Annotated in this window: 14 protein-coding genes; 9 read left to right on the top strand and 5 right to left on the bottom strand. The window is 64.6% G+C overall.

What is annotated here, in order from left to right:
• Positions 1–355: 355 nt before the first annotated feature.
• Positions 356–1,993 (bottom strand): DUF4080 domain-containing protein, encoded by a 1,638-nt coding sequence (locus AAG813_RS18560; RefSeq protein WP_341917445.1) that lies wholly within the window; start codon positions 1,991–1,993, stop codon positions 356–358.
• A 17-nt stretch (positions 1,994–2,010) separates the two neighbouring features.
• On the opposite strand from AAG813_RS18560, the gene AAG813_RS18555 reads away from it, so the two are divergent.
• From AAG813_RS18555 to AAG813_RS18530, 6 genes are all read left to right on the top strand, one after another.
• Positions 2,011–2,781, top strand: a complete 771-nt coding sequence (locus AAG813_RS18555) for an alanyl-tRNA editing protein (RefSeq protein WP_341917444.1) — start codon at positions 2,011–2,013, stop codon at positions 2,779–2,781.
• A gap of 9 nt (positions 2,782–2,790) precedes the next feature.
• Entirely contained in the window at positions 2,791–3,129 is a 339-nt protein-coding gene (locus AAG813_RS18550) for a DUF167 family protein (protein WP_341917443.1), read from the top strand.
• 61 nt (positions 3,130–3,190) lie between these two features.
• On the top strand, positions 3,191–5,344 hold the full coding sequence (locus AAG813_RS18545; RefSeq protein WP_341917446.1) for a thioredoxin family protein: 2,154 nt from the start codon (positions 3,191–3,193) through the stop codon (positions 5,342–5,344).
• 41 nt (positions 5,345–5,385) lie between these two features.
• Positions 5,386–6,030, top strand: coding sequence for a thioredoxin family protein (locus AAG813_RS18540; RefSeq protein WP_341917441.1), 645 nt, complete (start codon positions 5,386–5,388; stop codon positions 6,028–6,030).
• An 8-nt stretch (positions 6,031–6,038) separates the two neighbouring features.
• A complete protein-coding gene (locus tag AAG813_RS18535) occupies positions 6,039–6,482 on the top strand; it encodes a CoA-binding protein (protein ID WP_341917440.1) in 444 nt (147 codons plus the stop codon).
• Positions 6,483–6,503: 21 nt separating this feature from the next.
• A complete protein-coding gene (locus tag AAG813_RS18530; protein ID WP_341917438.1) occupies positions 6,504–7,256 on the top strand; it encodes a hypothetical protein in 753 nt (250 codons plus the stop codon).
• A 100-nt stretch (positions 7,257–7,356) separates the two neighbouring features.
• Here AAG813_RS18530 and AAG813_RS18525 read toward each other — a convergent pair whose 3' ends face one another.
• From AAG813_RS18525 to AAG813_RS18510, 4 genes are read right to left on the bottom strand one after another with little or no spacing between them, the layout of a single operon-like run.
• Positions 7,357–8,133, bottom strand: a complete 777-nt coding sequence (locus AAG813_RS18525) for a glucose 1-dehydrogenase (protein WP_341917436.1) — start codon at positions 8,131–8,133, stop codon at positions 7,357–7,359.
• An 18-nt stretch (positions 8,134–8,151) separates the two neighbouring features.
• Positions 8,152–8,553: a cupin domain-containing protein gene (locus AAG813_RS18520; RefSeq protein ID WP_341917433.1), complete on the bottom strand. Its 402-nt coding sequence runs from the start codon at positions 8,551–8,553 to the stop codon at positions 8,152–8,154.
• Positions 8,554–8,600: 47 nt separating this feature from the next.
• The gene (locus tag AAG813_RS18515; protein ID WP_341917431.1) at positions 8,601–9,344 is read right to left on the bottom strand and encodes an SDR family oxidoreductase; all 744 of its coding nucleotides are present in this window, start codon (positions 9,342–9,344) and stop codon (positions 8,601–8,603) included.
• 46 nt (positions 9,345–9,390) lie between these two features.
• Entirely contained in the window at positions 9,391–10,374 is a 984-nt protein-coding gene (locus tag AAG813_RS18510) for a tripartite tricarboxylate transporter substrate binding protein (RefSeq protein ID WP_341917429.1), read from the bottom strand.
• A 150-nt stretch (positions 10,375–10,524) separates the two neighbouring features.
• Between AAG813_RS18510 and AAG813_RS18505 the strand changes: the two genes are divergently transcribed.
• The 3 genes from AAG813_RS18505 (at position 10,525) to priA (ending at position 15,282) form a co-directional block, all read left to right on the top strand.
• On the top strand, positions 10,525–11,361 hold the full coding sequence (locus tag AAG813_RS18505) for an IclR family transcriptional regulator C-terminal domain-containing protein (RefSeq protein WP_341917428.1): 837 nt from the start codon (positions 10,525–10,527) through the stop codon (positions 11,359–11,361).
• A 285-nt stretch (positions 11,362–11,646) separates the two neighbouring features.
• Complete coding sequence (hemE, locus tag AAG813_RS18500; RefSeq protein WP_341917427.1) at positions 11,647–12,747, top strand: uroporphyrinogen decarboxylase; 1,101 nt, start codon at positions 11,647–11,649, stop codon at positions 12,745–12,747.
• 366 nt (positions 12,748–13,113) lie between these two features.
• Positions 13,114–15,282, top strand: a complete 2,169-nt coding sequence (gene priA, locus AAG813_RS18495; protein WP_341917425.1) for a primosomal protein N' — start codon at positions 13,114–13,116, stop codon at positions 15,280–15,282.
• The last annotated feature ends 57 nt before the right edge of the window (positions 15,283–15,339 follow it).

Here is a 15,339-nt window from a genome sequence, read left to right as displayed (position 1 = left end):
CTTTGCGCGTCCTCGCCGGAGCCCGATTGCGAACCCGAATCTGAATCCGATCCCGATCCCTCCTCCCTTCTGGCTGCGCCGAGGAGCGCAGGGCCAGACGGATAAGGACGGGCGATTGTCTGAGCGTAGCGAGTTCGAGCCCGGCCCCGGCTGGACCGAGCACCGCAGGTTGCCCCCGTAGCGACAGCGAAGGGGGTCGCAGACAGCAGGGTCGCCTTTTCTTTGCTTACTTTCTTTTGGCGAGACAAAAGAAAGTGAGTAGCCGCCGGGCTACCCCCGGCTTGTTGGCAGATCACGAACCGTCGAAGCGAAGAAGGTTTCAACAAGCCCAGCCCTGACGGTTCAAAATTCAAAACTAAGCCGCCGCCGCAGCCTTCTGAATCTCCACCCGCAAATTCTGCTGCTGACTCAGATGCCGCCCCTGCCGCTGCGCACCGTTTTTCTCAGCCACCGCCATGGACGATTTCTGCTGCCCGGCCAGCAGCTCCGCCAGACATTGCGGCCGTCCGCGCGCGCCGCTGGCCTGGTAATCCGCCAGCAGCGCAGTGCACACCCGCTGCGGGTCGAGCAAACGCACTTGCGTCAAATGCGCAAACAGCAGGTCCACCAGTTTCTCCAGCGCGAACTCATGTGTCTTGCCCGTGGTCTGCCAGAGCCAGTCGCTGAAGGCCAGGAAATGTCCGAAGGCCGAGCCGGGCGTCAGCAGCAGATCGAGACTCAGGGCAAACCGGCCCGAGTTGGCGACCATCTCCCAGTAACGCGCAAAACGCTTGATGCGCTGCATGGTCGCAAAATCCACCGTCGAGTTCTGCAGGATGGTGTAGGGCGTGTGCGGGTCGTAAGCCATTGCAAACGCTGCCGTGTGCCGCGTGATGGGGGTGCCGCGCAGGCGCTTGAGCACGCCGAACTGGATCTCGTGCGGCGCGAGGGCGTGCAGGCGGTCAAAGCCCTCCGCAAAACTGGCCAGCGTCTCGCCGGGCAGGCCGAAAATCAGGTCGGCATGCACATGGGCGCGGCTTTGCGTGACCAGCCAGCGCAGGTTGTCGGCGGTCTTGCCGTTGTCCTGCTTGCGCGAGATGCGCTGCTGCACCTCGGGGTTGAAACTCTGGATGCCGACCTCGAACTGCAGCGCGCCGTCGGGGAACTGCGCGATCAGTTCCTTCAGCCGGTCCGGCAGGCTGTCGGGCACCACTTCGAAATGCACAAATACATCAGGTGCTTCGGCGATGCGGTCCAGGAAAAACTGCAAAATGCGCACAGAGTTGTCGATTTTCAGGTTGAAGGTGCGGTCCACAAACTTGAAGTTGCGCGCACCACGGCGGTACAGCGCCTCCATCTCCGTCATGAAGATGTCCAGATCAAAGGCCCAGGCGGTTTTGTCGAGCGAGCTCAGACAGAATTCGCATTTGAAGGGGCAGCCGCGCGAGGCCTCGACATACAGCAGTCGCTGCGCCAGGTCCTCGGCCGTGTAGTCGTTATAAGGCAGCGCCAGTTCATCGAGCGGCGGCTGCTCGCCGGCGATGACTTTCATCAACGGTTGCGGGCCGTCCAGCAGCGCGCGGCACAGCTTGGGAAAACTCACGTCGCCCCAGCCGGTCACCACATGGTCGGCCAGGCGGCAGATCTCCTGTTCCCCGACCTCATGGCTGACCTCGGGTCCACCCAGCACAATCTTGATGTCGGGCCGCAAGGTTTTCAGCAGGCGCACCAGCTGGGTGGTTTCCACCACGTTCCAGATGTACACGCCCAGGCCGATCACCTCGGGCTGCAGCGCCAGCAGCTCTTCCACCATGCGGGTCTCGGGCTGGCCGATGACAAACTCGCGCAGCTGTGTCTGCGCGCGCAGGCCCGCGCCGCCGTGGGTGTCCATGTTGGCCAGCAGGTAACGCAGGCCCAGCGAAGCATGGATGTATTTGGCATTGAGCGTGGCCAGGACAATACGCGCCCCGCCCTGCGGCTCAGGGAGAAAGGGCGAAGGCGCGAGGAAGTTCATGCCGGTATTATCAAACCATGACACAAACCCTGTTTCGTGATGACGCTTATCTGGCCGAATGCAGCGCAACCGTGACCGCGGTGACCGGCCAGGGCCTGGTGCTGGACCGCACGGTGTTTTACCCGCTGGGCGGTGGCCAGGCCGGCGACACCGGTGTGCTGGTGCTGGCCGACGGGCGTGAAATTCCCATCGCCGACACACGCAAGGGCAAAAACGCAGAAGGCCAGTTCACAGCGGACATCTGCCACCTGCCGGCCTTGCCGGATCCGGCCGCGTCTGTAGAGGACCACCTTTTGCGCATGGGCGTGAAAGCCGGTGATATCGTCACCGCCCGCGTGGACTGGGCGCGCCGGCACCGGCTCATGCGTTTTCACACCACCACCCATCTGCTGTGCCATCTGGTGCCGCAACTCGTCAACGGCTGCTCGATCACGCCCGACTATGCGCGGCTGGACTTCAACATGACGGACGCGCTGGACAAGGACGTCCTGAGCGCCGGCATCGCCCACCTGGTGGCCGCCGCCCACCCGGTGACCGTGGGCAGCATCAGCGACGCCGAGCTCGACGCAAACCCGGCGCTGGTCAAAAGCATGAGTGTGCAGCCGCCGCGCGGCAGCGGCCAGGTGCGCACCATCCGCGTCGGCGCCGGGCCAGACGCCCTGATTGATTTCCAGCCCTGCGGCGGCACCCATGTGGCCAACACGTCCGAGATCGGCGCGGTGGTGGTCACCAAAATCGAGAAGAAAAGCGCCACCACGCGCCGTGTGGTGTTGGGCTTTGCAACCTGAATTTCTGCCATGCGTCCGAGAAATGCCACCGGCGACTCTTTCTTTGCCTGGGACGGCGAGGTGCTGGTGGTCAACATCCTGGGCAAACCCTCGGCCAGCCGTGACGCGATCGGCAAACCCAAGGGCACCCAGCTCAAGGTCAGCGTGACCGCGGCGCCGCAGGCCGGCAAGGCCACCGACCACATGCTGCGTTTCCTGGCGCCGCTGTTCGGCGTGGCGGTCAGCGACATCGAGGTGGTCTTCGGCCGGGAGAACGTCAACAAGCAGTTGCGCATCCGCGCACCCAAAAAGCTGCCGGCGGTGTTTGCGCCGCCCGGCCCGCCCCAGGACCCGGCCGGACGACAATAGGGACCCGTGCGCGGGTACCGCCCCCGGAACTAAAGGCCAGCGTGCCGCTCACACCATGACCATGATTTTTCCCCGCTTCGCGTTCGCTCTGTTTTTGATAGCTGCCTGCGCTTTCTCGACGGGCGCTACCGCCCAAATCAACTTCACGAACAAGCCCGCCACGAATGCCGTGGTCAGCACCGACCAGGTGCGCGCCGAACTGCTGGCCTGGGCGCCCGATGGCGTGGAGCCGGGAAAACCGGTCTGGGTGGGACTGCAGCTGGCGCACATCCCCGAGTGGCACACCTACTGGAAAAACTCCGGTGATTCCGGCCTGCCGACCCAGCTCGAATGGACGCTGCCGGCCGGTGTCACGGCTGGCGAGATCGCCTGGCCCACGCCGAAAAAGATACCGATTGGCACTTTGGCCAACTATGGCTACGAAGGCACCGTGCTGCTGCCGGTGCCGCTGACCGTGGCGCCCGGCTTCAACGCCGCCAACCTCGACATCCGGCTCAAGGCCAGCTGGCTGGTCTGCAAGAAGGAATGTATTCCGCAGGAAGGTGATTTTTCCCTGCAGATCCCGGTCCGGAGTTCGACCGGCAGCAGCAGCGGCCTGTTCGCCGCCGCCTTTGCCGCCAGCCCGCAGCCGCTGGCCGCGGCCGGCAGCGCAGTGCAGGTCGGCGCCCAAGCCATCCAGGTGACGCTTGCGGGGCTGCCCGCGCGCCTGCAGGGCAAAACCCTGGACTTCTTCCCCGAAACCGGCAGCGTGATCGAGCCGGCCGGCGCCTGGCAGCAGAAATGGCAGGGCCCGCGGTGGACCGCGCAGTTGCCGCTCTCCAGCCAGCGCAGCGAAAGCCCACGCGTGATGCCGGTGGTGGTGGCGCTGGACCAGACCGCCTACCGCATCGAGCTGCCGGTCCAGGGCGAGTGGCCGGCCGTTGCAGCCGCGGCCACGGTGTCGCCGGCGCTGGAAGCCGCACTCCAGGCCAATGCGGCGCTGGGCGCCAAACCGACCGGCAACAGCGCGCCGCCGCTCACGCTGGTCGCCGCCCTGCTGGGGGCGCTGCTGGGCGGGCTGATTTTGAACCTCATGCCCTGCGTGTTTCCGGTGCTGGCCATCAAGGTGATGAGTTTCGCCAAGGAGAAAAACCGCGCGGCGCGCCTGACCGGCGGCCTGGCCTACACGGCCGGCGTGGTGCTGTCCTTCCTGGCGCTGGGCGCCCTGCTGCTGGGCCTGCGTGCCACCGGCGAGCAGCTCGGCTGGGGTTTCCAGCTGCAGAGCCCGGCCGTGGTGGCCGGCCTGGCCGTGCTGTTCACGCTGATCGGCCTGAATCTCGCGGGCCTGTTCGAATTCGGAAGCTTCGTGCCGGGCCAGGTCGCCGGCCTGCAGGCCAAAAACCCGACGCTCAATGCCTTTCTGACCGGCGTGCTGGCCACCGCGATTGCCTCGCCCTGCACCGCGCCGTTCATGGGGGCGTCGCTCGGTTACGCCGTGGGCCTGCCGGCCTGGCAGGCGCTGGCGGTGTTTGCGGCCATCGGCCTGGGCATGGCCCTGCCTTACCTGGCCGCCAGCGCGGTGCCGGCGGTGGCGCGCGCCCTGCCGCGCCCGGGCGCCTGGATGGTGACCTTCAAGCAGCTGATGGCGTTTCCGATGTTTGCCACCGTGGCCTGGCTGGTCTGGGTACTGGGCCAGCAAAGCGGCATCGATGGCGCCGGCGCCCTGCTGGCGCTGCTTGTGCTGATGGCGCTGGTGCTCTGGTCGCTGACGCTGCGCGGCCGGACCCGGACAGTGGCTGCTACGCTTTCGATAGCGCTTGGCGCTTTCGGGGTCTGGGCTGTAGGCCAAAATGTCATCAAGCCACTGGAGACTTCCAGCGTCGCCGCGGCAAGCTCGGGCCGCTGGCAGGCCTGGGCGCCGGGCCGGGTGGACCAGCTCGCGGCCCAGGGGCAGAACGTGTTTGTCGATTTCACCGCCGCATGGTGCGTGACCTGCCAATACAACAAGAAAACCACGCTGGCCGATGCCGACGTGCTGGCCGACATGGATGCCAAAAACGTCGCCCTGCTGCGCGCCGACTGGACGCGCCGCGACCCGGCCGTGACCGCCGCGCTCGCGCAACTGGGCCGCAACGGCGTGCCGGTGTATGTGATCTACAAACCCGGCCGCGCGCCGGTGGTGCTGTCGGAAATCCTGTCGGTCGCCGATGTGCGGGCCGAACTGGCCAAGCTGTAGAAACCTGTCCCTCCCCTCATTTTTCTGAAGGAGATCCAGCCATGTTGAATCGCCCCATCAATCGCACCATCAATCGCCGCATCTTTTCCGGCGCCCTGCTCACCGCCCCGTGGGCAGCGACCTTCACGCAGGCCGCCCACGCGGCCGTGGCCGTCGGCCAGGCCGCACCGGACTTTTCTGCGCTGGATACCGCCGGAAAGACCCATAGACTCAGCGACTACAAGGGCAAACTGGTGGTGCTTGAATGGACCAACCCCGGCTGCCCGTTTGTGCAAAAACACTACAGCGGCAACATGCAGGGCCTGCAGAAAGAAGCGGTGGGCAAAGGGGTGGTCTGGCTGGCCATCAACTCGACCGAAACCGGCAGCGGCGACTACCTGGCGCCCGCCCAGCTTGCCGGCTGGATGCGCAGCAAACAGGCGGCGGCCAGCGCCACCCTGATGGACGAGTCCGGCAGCATCGGCCAGCTCTACAGCGCCCGGACCACGCCCCACATGTACATCATCAGCCCGCAAGGCCAGCTGGTGTATGCCGGAGCCATCGACAGCGTGCCCTCCGCCCGTGTGGACGACATCCGGACCGCCACCAACTATGTGCGCCAGGGCCTGAACGAAGCGCTGGCCGGCAAGCCCCTCAGCGTGGCAAGCAGCCGTGCCTACGGTTGCTCGATCAAGTACAAGGCATGAACCCCGGCGTGACCACTCTCCCGCCGGCCGACCGTCTGCCCTACATCCTCACCCATTGCCGCACGATTGCGGTGGTGGGCCTGTCGCCCAAACCGCATCGCGCCAGCTTCGACGTGGCGCGCTACATGCAGGGCCAAGGTTACCGCATCATCCCGGTCAACCCGAATGCCAGCGAGGTACTCGGTGAAAAAGCCTATGCCAGCCTGACGGAAGCGGCGCAGCACGAACACATCGACCTGGTGAACTGCTTTCGCAACAGCGAGGACATTCCGCCCATCGTCGCCGAGGCGATCGCCATTGGCGCCCAGGCCGTCTGGATGCAGCTCGGCATCCGCCACCCGGCCGCCGCCGCCCAGGCCGAAGCGGCGGGCCTGCTGGTGGTGCAGGACCACTGCCTCATGGTGGACCACCGGGTGCTGCAGTCGCGCGGCCTGTTGCCGGCCGGCGGCTGACCGGTCCGGGATAATCGGCGCATGCCCTTCCCGCGCCGGCCCTGGCGGCTTTCCCTGTTGTCCCTGTTCTGTCTGCCGGCCTTGCTGCTGCTGGGCGGCTGCCTGCAGACGGCCCCGACCCAGCGCGGCGAAACGCGGGTGGCGCCGCTGGCCTCGGGCGAGCTGGCGCAATCGGACGTGAACCGCATGGCCACCCTGGGCATGCGCGACAACCTCGACAGCCTGTACCGCCTGCTCGACAAGCTGTACCGGCGCAACCCCGCCGAGTGGCGCAAGACCGGCAGCAGCAGCCGCGAGGCGGCGGTGCAGCGTGTGCGCAGCGCCGTCGACAGCCGCACACCCTGGCCGGAGCTGCAGGGCAAACGCGACATCGCCGCCCTGTCGCTGGCCCTGAGCCCCGACTTCCGGGGCGACCGCGTCGCCGCTTTTGTCTATGCCAGCGCCGACATGCTGATCGTGGCGCACAACGGCAAAACCGACTTTTACCTGGTCGACAGCCTCGATGCGCAGTACATCTACAACGCCGCACGCAACATCGAGTCGGCCGTCTGGCTGCTGGGCTCGCGCCGCACCCCGGCCGGCCAGCCCCTGCTGCTGGCCGACGAGATCTCCGAGCGCGAGCGCAACCTCAGTTTCGAACGCGAGTTCGGCAAGGTGATTGGCCGGCTCGACCTGCTCTCCGAAGTCCTGACCGAGAAATACCGCCGCGCCGTGATCACCTATGTGCAGAGTCTGGCGGGGGCTTCCTTTCTGCAGTTCCTGCCGGTCAGGTAGTGGCCCCCACTGTCGTTCACTTCGTGTAACTCCCTGCCCCCCCGAGGGGGCCGCTGCGCCTGCGGGCCGGCAAAGCCGGATCCGCAGCCCATTCCCGGCTCTAGATTGCAAGTAATCCGCCATCGACGACAAGAGTCACGCCGGTGATGTAGTCGGACATCGGTGATGACAGGAACACCACGGGGCCGATCAGGTCCGCAGGCTTGCCTGCCCGACCCATGGGAATGCGGGCCAGATACTTTTCCAGCCAGTCAGGGTCATCTCGCGAGGCTGCGTTCATCGGCGTCTCGATCAGACCAGGCGCTAGCGCGTTGACTCTCACGCCGTCCTTGGCGAGTTCCGCAGCGAGGGACTGCGTGTACATCTTGATAGCGCCCTTGGATGGGGCGTATCCAAGTGTGCCGCCTTGCCCGGCAAAAGATGCAATCGAGGCGATGTTGAGGATGGTGCCCCGCGTGGCGCGAAGCGACCCCAGAAAGGACTGCGTGACATTGAACGTGCCATTGACGTTCACGTCCAGCGTTCGTTGCCAGTTTCGCGCCGCGTTCGGACTGTCACTCCCCTCTCGGATGATGATGCCTGCGTTGTTCACCAGCAGGTCAACCTGCCCGATCTCGGCGCCGATGCGCTCAGCCAGAGCCTGACACGTCTGCGGCTGCGTGACGTCCAGCGCGAACGCCCAGGCGGTGCCGCCGCTGCCGCGGATGGCGTCTGCCGTCCCCGCAACAGCAGCTTCGTTCACATCGGTGACGATGACCCGCGCACCGGCTTGCGCAAGGCCTAGTGCGATCTCACGACCGTTTCCTTGCCCTGCACCGGTGACGAAGGCAAGACGGCCCTCAAGAATGTGAGGAATGTTGCGGTTGGCGTTCTTCATGATCAAAAGGCCGCACTGCTACTTCAGTTCAGCGCCGGCCAGTTCGCCGTCCAGGAACTTGTTGGGCTTCAGGAACATCGACAGCACCAGGGCGCCGTTCGGAGATCGGGCAATGTGGCGGTTGCCCTTCGGACGCCAGACGTAGTTGCCGACCGTAACTTCGCCCTCGTCATCAACGATGCTGCCTGCCAGGACATAGGTCTGCTCGATTTCGACGTGCTCATGGCGTGGCAGCACCGTGCCTGGCTCCCAGCGAAACAGCGCGGTCATCAGGCCTGTATCTTCGTCGACAAGAAGAATTTTCATGTCGATGCCAGCGGTCGGCGTGGACTTCCAGGGCAGGCTGTCGACGTTCACGTAACGCGAGTCATCTGGAAGCAGTGGCTTCTCTGCTTTGTGGTGGGGGGTATGAGCGGCCATGGTGGTACTTTTTCAGGAGTGGGGACGGACTGGGAAATTGTTCGGCTTCAGTAGATGTGCATGCCGCCGTTGACGTCAAGCGAGGCGCCCGTGATGTAGCGCGACAGTTCGGAGGCCAGGAACAGGCAAGCCCCAGCGACATCGTCAGGCTTTCCGAAGCGTCCGAGCGGGATTGATCCCATGATTCGGCTCGTGGTCGCTTCGTCAAACGCGTTGGCATTCATTGAGGTCGAAATGACCCCGGGGTTGACCGCGTTCACGCGCACATCCACGGGCCCCAACTCGCGGGCCATCGACTTCATCAACGCGAGAACCGCGCCTTTTGACGCGGCGTAGTGCGGCCCCCCCATCAGCCCGGCGCCGCGCTGTCCGGCGATTGAGGCAATGCAGATGATGGAGCCACCGGGTGGCAGAACAGGAATCGCCGCTTGCGACATCAGCAGCGTGCCACGGAGGTTCACGTCCAGCACGAAGTCATAGTCTTCCCGGGTGATTTCCGAAGTTCGCCGCGACTGCACCACACCCGCGCAGTTCAGCAGGATCTGCATGCCGCCCCAGCGCGCGCAAACCTGATCGACCGCGGAAGCGCATGCTTCGAGCGATCGGACGTCGGCCGCGATGCCCACAGCCCGTTCGCCCAATTCAGCTGCGGCTGTACGTACGGTCGTCTCGTCGAGATCAACCAACGCGACCCGCGCGCCCTGGCTTACGTACATGCGGGCAGCCGCAAAGCCAATTCCCCGTTGATTGCCGGCCCCGGTGATGAGGGCGACTTTGTCTTTCAGGAGCATCCGATATCCTTGGAGTTCTAACTTGAGGCCGAAGGGTATTCGTTGCTCAGTCCAATTGGATATTGGAGTCCTTGATCACCTTGCCCCAGCGGCTGGCCTCGGAGCGAACGAAGGCGTCCATCTCGGCGCTGCTACTCTTGAGCGGCTCGACGCCCGCTTCGATCAATTTTTGCCTGGTCGCCGGATCGCTGATGGCGGCGTCATAGGCCTCGCGCAGCTTGTCCACCACCGGTGCGGGAGTTCCCTTGGGGGCCACCATTCCCATCCAGAACCACGACTCGAATCCGGGCAGGGTCGATGCCATGGTCTTCACGTTCGGCAGTTCGGGGATAGGTTTCGTCGATGCCACCGCCAACGCCCGCAGCTTGCCGCTCGCAATGTGCACCCTTGCCGGGCCGTAATCCATGAACATCATGCCGATGTGCCCGCTGATCAGATCAGGCAGAGCCGGGCCGGAGCCTTTGTAGGGAACGTGGACCATCTGAATCCCGGCCGCGCGCACGAACATTTCAGAAGTGAGATGTCCTGGGCCTCCAGGGCCGGCGCTGGCGTAGCTGATGCTGTTCGGCGGCGCTTTGCGCGCCGCAGTCAAAAAGTCGTCAAGCGTTGTGTACGGGTGGACCGTAGGGTTGACCACCAGCAGGTAGGGCATACGACCGGTCATGGAAACGGGCGTGAAATCTCGCGCCGGGTCATAGATCAACTTCTTGTAAAGCGTCGGGTTGGTTGCGAATGTCGAGACATCCCCAATCAGGAGGCGTTGACCATCCGGCTTCGCTCTGGCCACGTCGGACGCAGCGATGGCAGTGCCGGCCCCCGGCTTGTTTTCCACGACCACGGGCTGGCCGAGCTTTTCCCCCATCTTCACGGCGACCGTGCGCGCGAAGAAGTCCACCCCGCCGCCAACCCCATAGGGAACAACGATGGTGACAGGACCGGTCGGGAACGTCGATTGCGCATGGAGCGCGGAAGAAGTGGCCAACAGCGCGATGAGTGATGTCTTTAGCAGTCGGCGGCGTTGAAATTGCATGTTTGTCTCCTATCGCGGGCAGATGTGAAGCTGGAAGACCGAGAGGGTATCGATCGCTATGTTTGAAATAATCTCACAAAATGAGATTCTATTTATATCTCGCATTTTGTAAAGAATTAATTTTCAAACAAACAGGGTTAGGATCAAAAGATGAGTAGCCAAGACAAGATGTTGGGCATCCTGAGCCTTTTCAGTGACGCCAAAGTTGAGATAGGACACGACGACGTGGTAGCTACTCTGGGGTGTTCGCGCGCTACCGCATACCGATATCTCAAGGCGCTTGGCGATAGCGGTGTGCTGACGTCGATCAGTGGGGGTGCCTACGTGTTGGGGCCGCGGATCGTTGAGCTGGATCGCCTGATTCGACGCAACGATCCACTGTTGACGGCCGCGCGGCCGGTCATGGAAGCGCTCTGCACCGAACTGCACGCCAGCGTGATGCTGTGTAGCTACTACGGCGACCAGGTCTTGTGCACCGACTCTATCTGGAAACAGGCGGGAGAAGGGCTGGACTACGAACGCGGGCGGCCCATGTCAATGTTCGCGGGCGCCATGGCCAAAGTCATCCTGGCTAACGTGTCGCCCTACCAACTTCGCAGCCTGATGCTGCACCACACAGAAGAGATTCGGATGGCGGGGCTGGGCGAAAATTGGAAGGAATTCAACGCCAACATGCAACGGATACGACGGGAGCGCACCTGCGTTACGCACGCCGAGGTGGTGCCCGGATTGACGGGCGTGGCCGCACCCATCTTCGACCCGGAAAAGCGGGTGCTCGGTAGCATCACGCTGGTTGTCAGTGAAGGTCCATTGAGCGCAGTAAGCGATGCCTTGCTACGCACCCGCATCGCGGATGCCGCCCAAAGCATCGGCGACGGCTTGTCCGGGCTGAGGTTGCGAAAGTCCGAAGCGCATTGCGCGAGCGACCGACGTACTCAGACGGCTGCCAAAGGTGAGGTCACAACGCCGTTCGCCAGGCGGCGCTGAGACAGGCGGCACTCCCGCCCGAAGGCCACAAGCCGCTAAAGATGCGAGTGAAGCGCCGCCGCCTGCTCCGGCCTGGCGGCATGGGGGTGTCCCAGTCGGTGAATGACTTCTTTAACGACGGGCATACATCTCGGTCCGGTTGCGATTGGGTCGGTCGAACATCGGCACCGCAGTGGCGCCGGCGCTCACGGCATGGAATATCTCAAATCAGGCCGCGTCTGCCCACCACCGGCGTCAACCAGCGCTTACAAAATAAAAGGCCGGCACACCTGAGACAATGAGGGCATGTTTGCTCCCCTTCAAAACGACACCTTTTTGCGCGCCTGCCTGCGTCAGGCCACCGACTACACCCCCGTCTGGCTGATGCGCCAGGCCGGACGCTACCTGCCGGAGTACCGCGCCAGCCGCGCCAAGGCCGGCAGTTTCATGGGCCTGGCGACCTCGCCCGACTACGCCACCGAGGTCACGCTGCAGCCGCTGGAGCGTTACCCGCTGGACGCGGCCATCCTGTTTTCCGACATCCTGACCGTGCCCGACGCCATGGGTCTGGGCCTGTCGTTTGCGCTCGGCGAGGGCCCGCGTTTTGCGACCCCGGTGCGCGACGAAGCCGCCGTGGCCAAACTCGAGGTGCCGGACATGGAAAAACTGCGTTATGTCTTCGACGCGGTCACCTCCATCCGCAAGGCGCTGAACGGCCGGGTGCCGCTGATCGGTTTTTCCGGCAGCCCCTGGACGCTGGCCTGCTACATGGTCGAAGGCGCCGGCTCCGACGACTACCGCCTGGTCAAGACCATGCTGTACCAGCGCCCCGACCTGATGCACAAGATGCTGGCCATCAATGCCGATGCGGTGGCCGCCTACCTGAACGCGCAGATCGAGGCCGGTGCCCAGGCGGTAATGATTTTTGACAGCTGGGGCGGCGTGCTGGCCGATGCGGCCTTCCAGACCTTCAGCCTGGCCTACACCCAGCGGGTGTTGAGCCAGCTCAAGCGCAGCCATGAGGGCGTGGTCATTCCGCGCCTGGTGTTCACCAAGGGCGGCGGCCTGTGGCTGGAGCAGATGGCCGGACTCGACTGCGAGGTGCTCGGCCTGGACTGGACCGTGAACCTGGCCCAAGCCCGCGCGCGGGTGGGTGATCGCATGGCGCTGCAGGGCAACCTGGACCCGAACGTGCTGTTCGCCAACCCGGCGCAGATCGAGCAGGAAGTGGCCGCGGTGCTGGATAGTTTCGGTACCCCGCATGCGGAAACACGCAGCAGCGGCCCGACCCACATCTTCAACCTGGGCCACGGCATCAGCCAGCACACGCCGCCCGAAAGCGTGGAGGTGCTGGTCCGCGCCGTGCACGCCCATTCACGCCGCATGCGCACGGGAACGCCGCACTGAGGCAGGTTTTTGCTGCCTGATAGCACAAATTCCGGCTCCGCAGACCCGACTTATTCACAAAATTTGTGCTGCGGTGCGGCATGACGCTGTTACAGGGCGGTCTCCCGCTATCAAAGGCATAGCGCTTCTAAGTGCTTGATTCATATAGGATCTTTAAACTGCTTTTTTTGCGGGCAATTTAAGCAAAGCCTTGATTTATAAGGCCCGGGCGCGTGCCGGGGCAATCTATCAACAAAGTTATCCACAGAAACCTTGGAAGACCGTCAAAGCTTTTTTAAATCAAGCACTTACAGCGATGTTCGCAAATGTATCTCAAGACTATCTGGTTAACTATCCCCTCTTTTCTACCCATTGATCACCCCCAAAATGAGGTACTGGCTCAGCATTGTTGTCGCCACCCCCGCCCACAGCAGCGTGGCCGGGCCGCTGACCTATAGAAGCGAGTGGCCGCTTACGCCGGGAAGCCTGGTGCGCGTTCCGCTGGGCAAACGCGAAGTCCTGGGCGTGGTGTGGGAGGTGTTGCCGGACAGCGGCGACCTGCCGGAAAGCCAGTCCAAAGCGGTGCTGGGCGCCCTGGACGGCCTCGCGCCCCTGTCGGCCACCTGGCGCCGGCTGGTCGCGTTTACCGCCAGCTACTACCAGCGCTCCATTGGCGAGGTGGCACTGGCCGCGCTGCCGCCGCAATTGCGCGAACTGAGCACCGTTCAGCTGGCACGCCGCCTCAAGCGCCCGGTGGCCGCTGCGTCGGATACCCCGGATACCCCGGACACCCCGGACACTACTGATTTAATAGCACTCAGCGCAGAGCAGGAAAGGGCTATCGCCGAATTTGATGCCGACACCCGGCCGGCCCTGCTGTTTGGCGCGACCGGCAGCGGGAAAACCGAGGTGTATCTGCGTGCCGCCGCCAAGGTGCTGGCCAACGACCCCAGCGCCCAGGTGCTGGTGATGGTGCCGGAAATCAACCTGACGCCGCAGCTGCAGGCGCGCTTCGAGGAACGGTTTGCCCACCTCGGCAAGGCCCAGGTGGTGGCGCTGCACAGCGGCCTGACGCCCGCGCAGCGCCTCAAGAGCTGGCTCGACGCCCATGCAGGCCAGGCGCGGCTGGTGCTGGGCACCCGCATGGCGATTTTTGCGTCCCTGCCCAATCTGCGCCTGATCGTCGTCGACGAGGAGCACGACCCCAGCTACAAGCAGCAGGAAGGTGCGCGTTATTCGGCACGCGATCTGGCGGTGTACCGGGCCATGATCGAAAGCTCGCCGGACAACGCCGCGGAAAGCGTCGATGCCAGGCCGGAAAGCGAAGGCAAGCCGGCCGGTATTTGCCGTGTCCTGCTCGGTTCAGCCACGCCTTCGCTGGAAAGCTGGCAGGCCACCGTGGTGGGCCGCTACCAGCGCCTGACCATGAGCGAGCGGATAGGCGGCGCGGAGCAACAGGGCAGCCTGCCCGCCGTGCGGCTGGTCGACATGAATCACCAGCCCAAACACTGCACGATCGCGCCGCCGCTGCTGGCGGCCATCGCCCAGCGCATCGCGCGCGGCGAGCAGTCGCTGATCTTCCTGAACCGGCGCGGTTACGCCCCGGTGCTGGCCTGCCACGACTGCGGCTGGAAAAGCGAGTGCCCGCACTGCAGCGCCTTCCGGGTCTTCCACAAGATAGACCGCACCTTGCGTTGCCACCACTGCGGCTTCACCGAACGCGTGCCGCGCGCCTGCCCGGCCTGCGGCAACATCGACATTGCACCCGTCGGCAAAGGCACGGAGCGGCTGGAGGAACACATCGCCGAGCTGCTGGCCGGGGTGACGCGACCGGACGGCAGCCCCCTGCGCATCGCCCGCATCGACGCCGACACCACGCGCCTCAAGGGCGCACTCGAATCCCAGCTGGCCAGCGTGCATGCGCGCGAGGTCGATGTGCTGGTCGGCACGCAGATGATTGCCAAGGGCCATGACTTTCGCCACATCACGCTGGTCGCGGCGATCAACCCCGACGGCGCGCTGTTCTCGAGCGATTTCCGCGCGCCCGAACGGCTGTTCGGCCTGCTCATGCAGGCGGCAGGCCGCGCCGGGCGCGACGCGGACCATGGCGAGGCCAGCGAGATGTGGGTGCAGACCTTCCATCCGCAGCACCCGCTGTTCGCCGCGCTGAAAAAACACGACTACCCGGCGTTTGCGGCGCAGGAACTCAAGGAGCGCGAGGCGGCCGGCATGTCGCCCTTCGGCTTTTCTGCCCTGGTGCGCGCCGAGGCCCGGGACCAGGCGGTGGCCCAGGGTTTTCTCAATGCGGCGGCAGCAGCCGCGCAGGCGCAGCAACTGCCGGGCGCGGAAGCGGTCACGCCTTACCCGGCCGTGCCCATGACCATCCAGCGTGTGGCCAACATCGAACGCGCGCAGATGCTGGTCGAAAGCCCCTCGCGCGCGGCGCTGCAGCGTTTCCTGGCGGCATGGCAGCCACTCTTGCACCAGACCCGGCAGCAGGGCGAGTTCAAAAGCCTGGTGCGCTGGGCGATCGATGTGGATCCGCTGGCTATATAACGCCCCCACGCTTGTCGCTTCGCGTACTGCGCTGCCCCCCGAGGGGGCGCTGCGCCT

It is taken from the genome of Polaromonas sp. YR568 (assembly GCF_943371715.1).
Lineage (GTDB): Bacteria > Pseudomonadota > Gammaproteobacteria > Burkholderiales > Burkholderiaceae_C > Polaromonas.
The sequence above is the reverse complement of the archived record's forward strand: the minus strand, read 5'-3'. Positions and strand labels throughout refer to the sequence as shown.

Coding starts and splice junctions, on each gene's coding strand:
- AAG813_RS18560 (WP_341917445.1), bottom strand. CDS start 1,993: ATGAACTTCCTCGCGCCTTCGCCCTTTCTCCCTGAGCCGCAGGGCGGG.
- AAG813_RS18555 (WP_341917444.1), top strand. CDS start 2,011: ATGACACAAACCCTGTTTCGTGATGACGCTTATCTGGCCGAATGCAGC.
- AAG813_RS18550 (WP_341917443.1), top strand. CDS start 2,791: ATGCGTCCGAGAAATGCCACCGGCGACTCTTTCTTTGCCTGGGACGGC.
- AAG813_RS18545 (WP_341917446.1), top strand. CDS start 3,191: ATGATTTTTCCCCGCTTCGCGTTCGCTCTGTTTTTGATAGCTGCCTGC.
- AAG813_RS18540 (WP_341917441.1), top strand. CDS start 5,386: ATGTTGAATCGCCCCATCAATCGCACCATCAATCGCCGCATCTTTTCC.
- AAG813_RS18530 (WP_341917438.1), top strand. CDS start 6,504: ATGCCCTTCCCGCGCCGGCCCTGGCGGCTTTCCCTGTTGTCCCTGTTC.
- AAG813_RS18525 (WP_341917436.1), bottom strand. CDS start 8,133: ATGAAGAACGCCAACCGCAACATTCCTCACATTCTTGAGGGCCGTCTT.
- AAG813_RS18520 (WP_341917433.1), bottom strand. CDS start 8,553: ATGGCCGCTCATACCCCCCACCACAAAGCAGAGAAGCCACTGCTTCCA.
- AAG813_RS18515 (WP_341917431.1), bottom strand. CDS start 9,344: ATGCTCCTGAAAGACAAAGTCGCCCTCATCACCGGGGCCGGCAATCAA.
- AAG813_RS18510 (WP_341917429.1), bottom strand. CDS start 10,374: ATGCAATTTCAACGCCGCCGACTGCTAAAGACATCACTCATCGCGCTG.
- AAG813_RS18505 (WP_341917428.1), top strand. CDS start 10,525: ATGAGTAGCCAAGACAAGATGTTGGGCATCCTGAGCCTTTTCAGTGAC.
- hemE (WP_341917427.1), top strand. CDS start 11,647: ATGTTTGCTCCCCTTCAAAACGACACCTTTTTGCGCGCCTGCCTGCGT.
- priA (WP_341917425.1), top strand. CDS start 13,114: ATGAGGTACTGGCTCAGCATTGTTGTCGCCACCCCCGCCCACAGCAGC.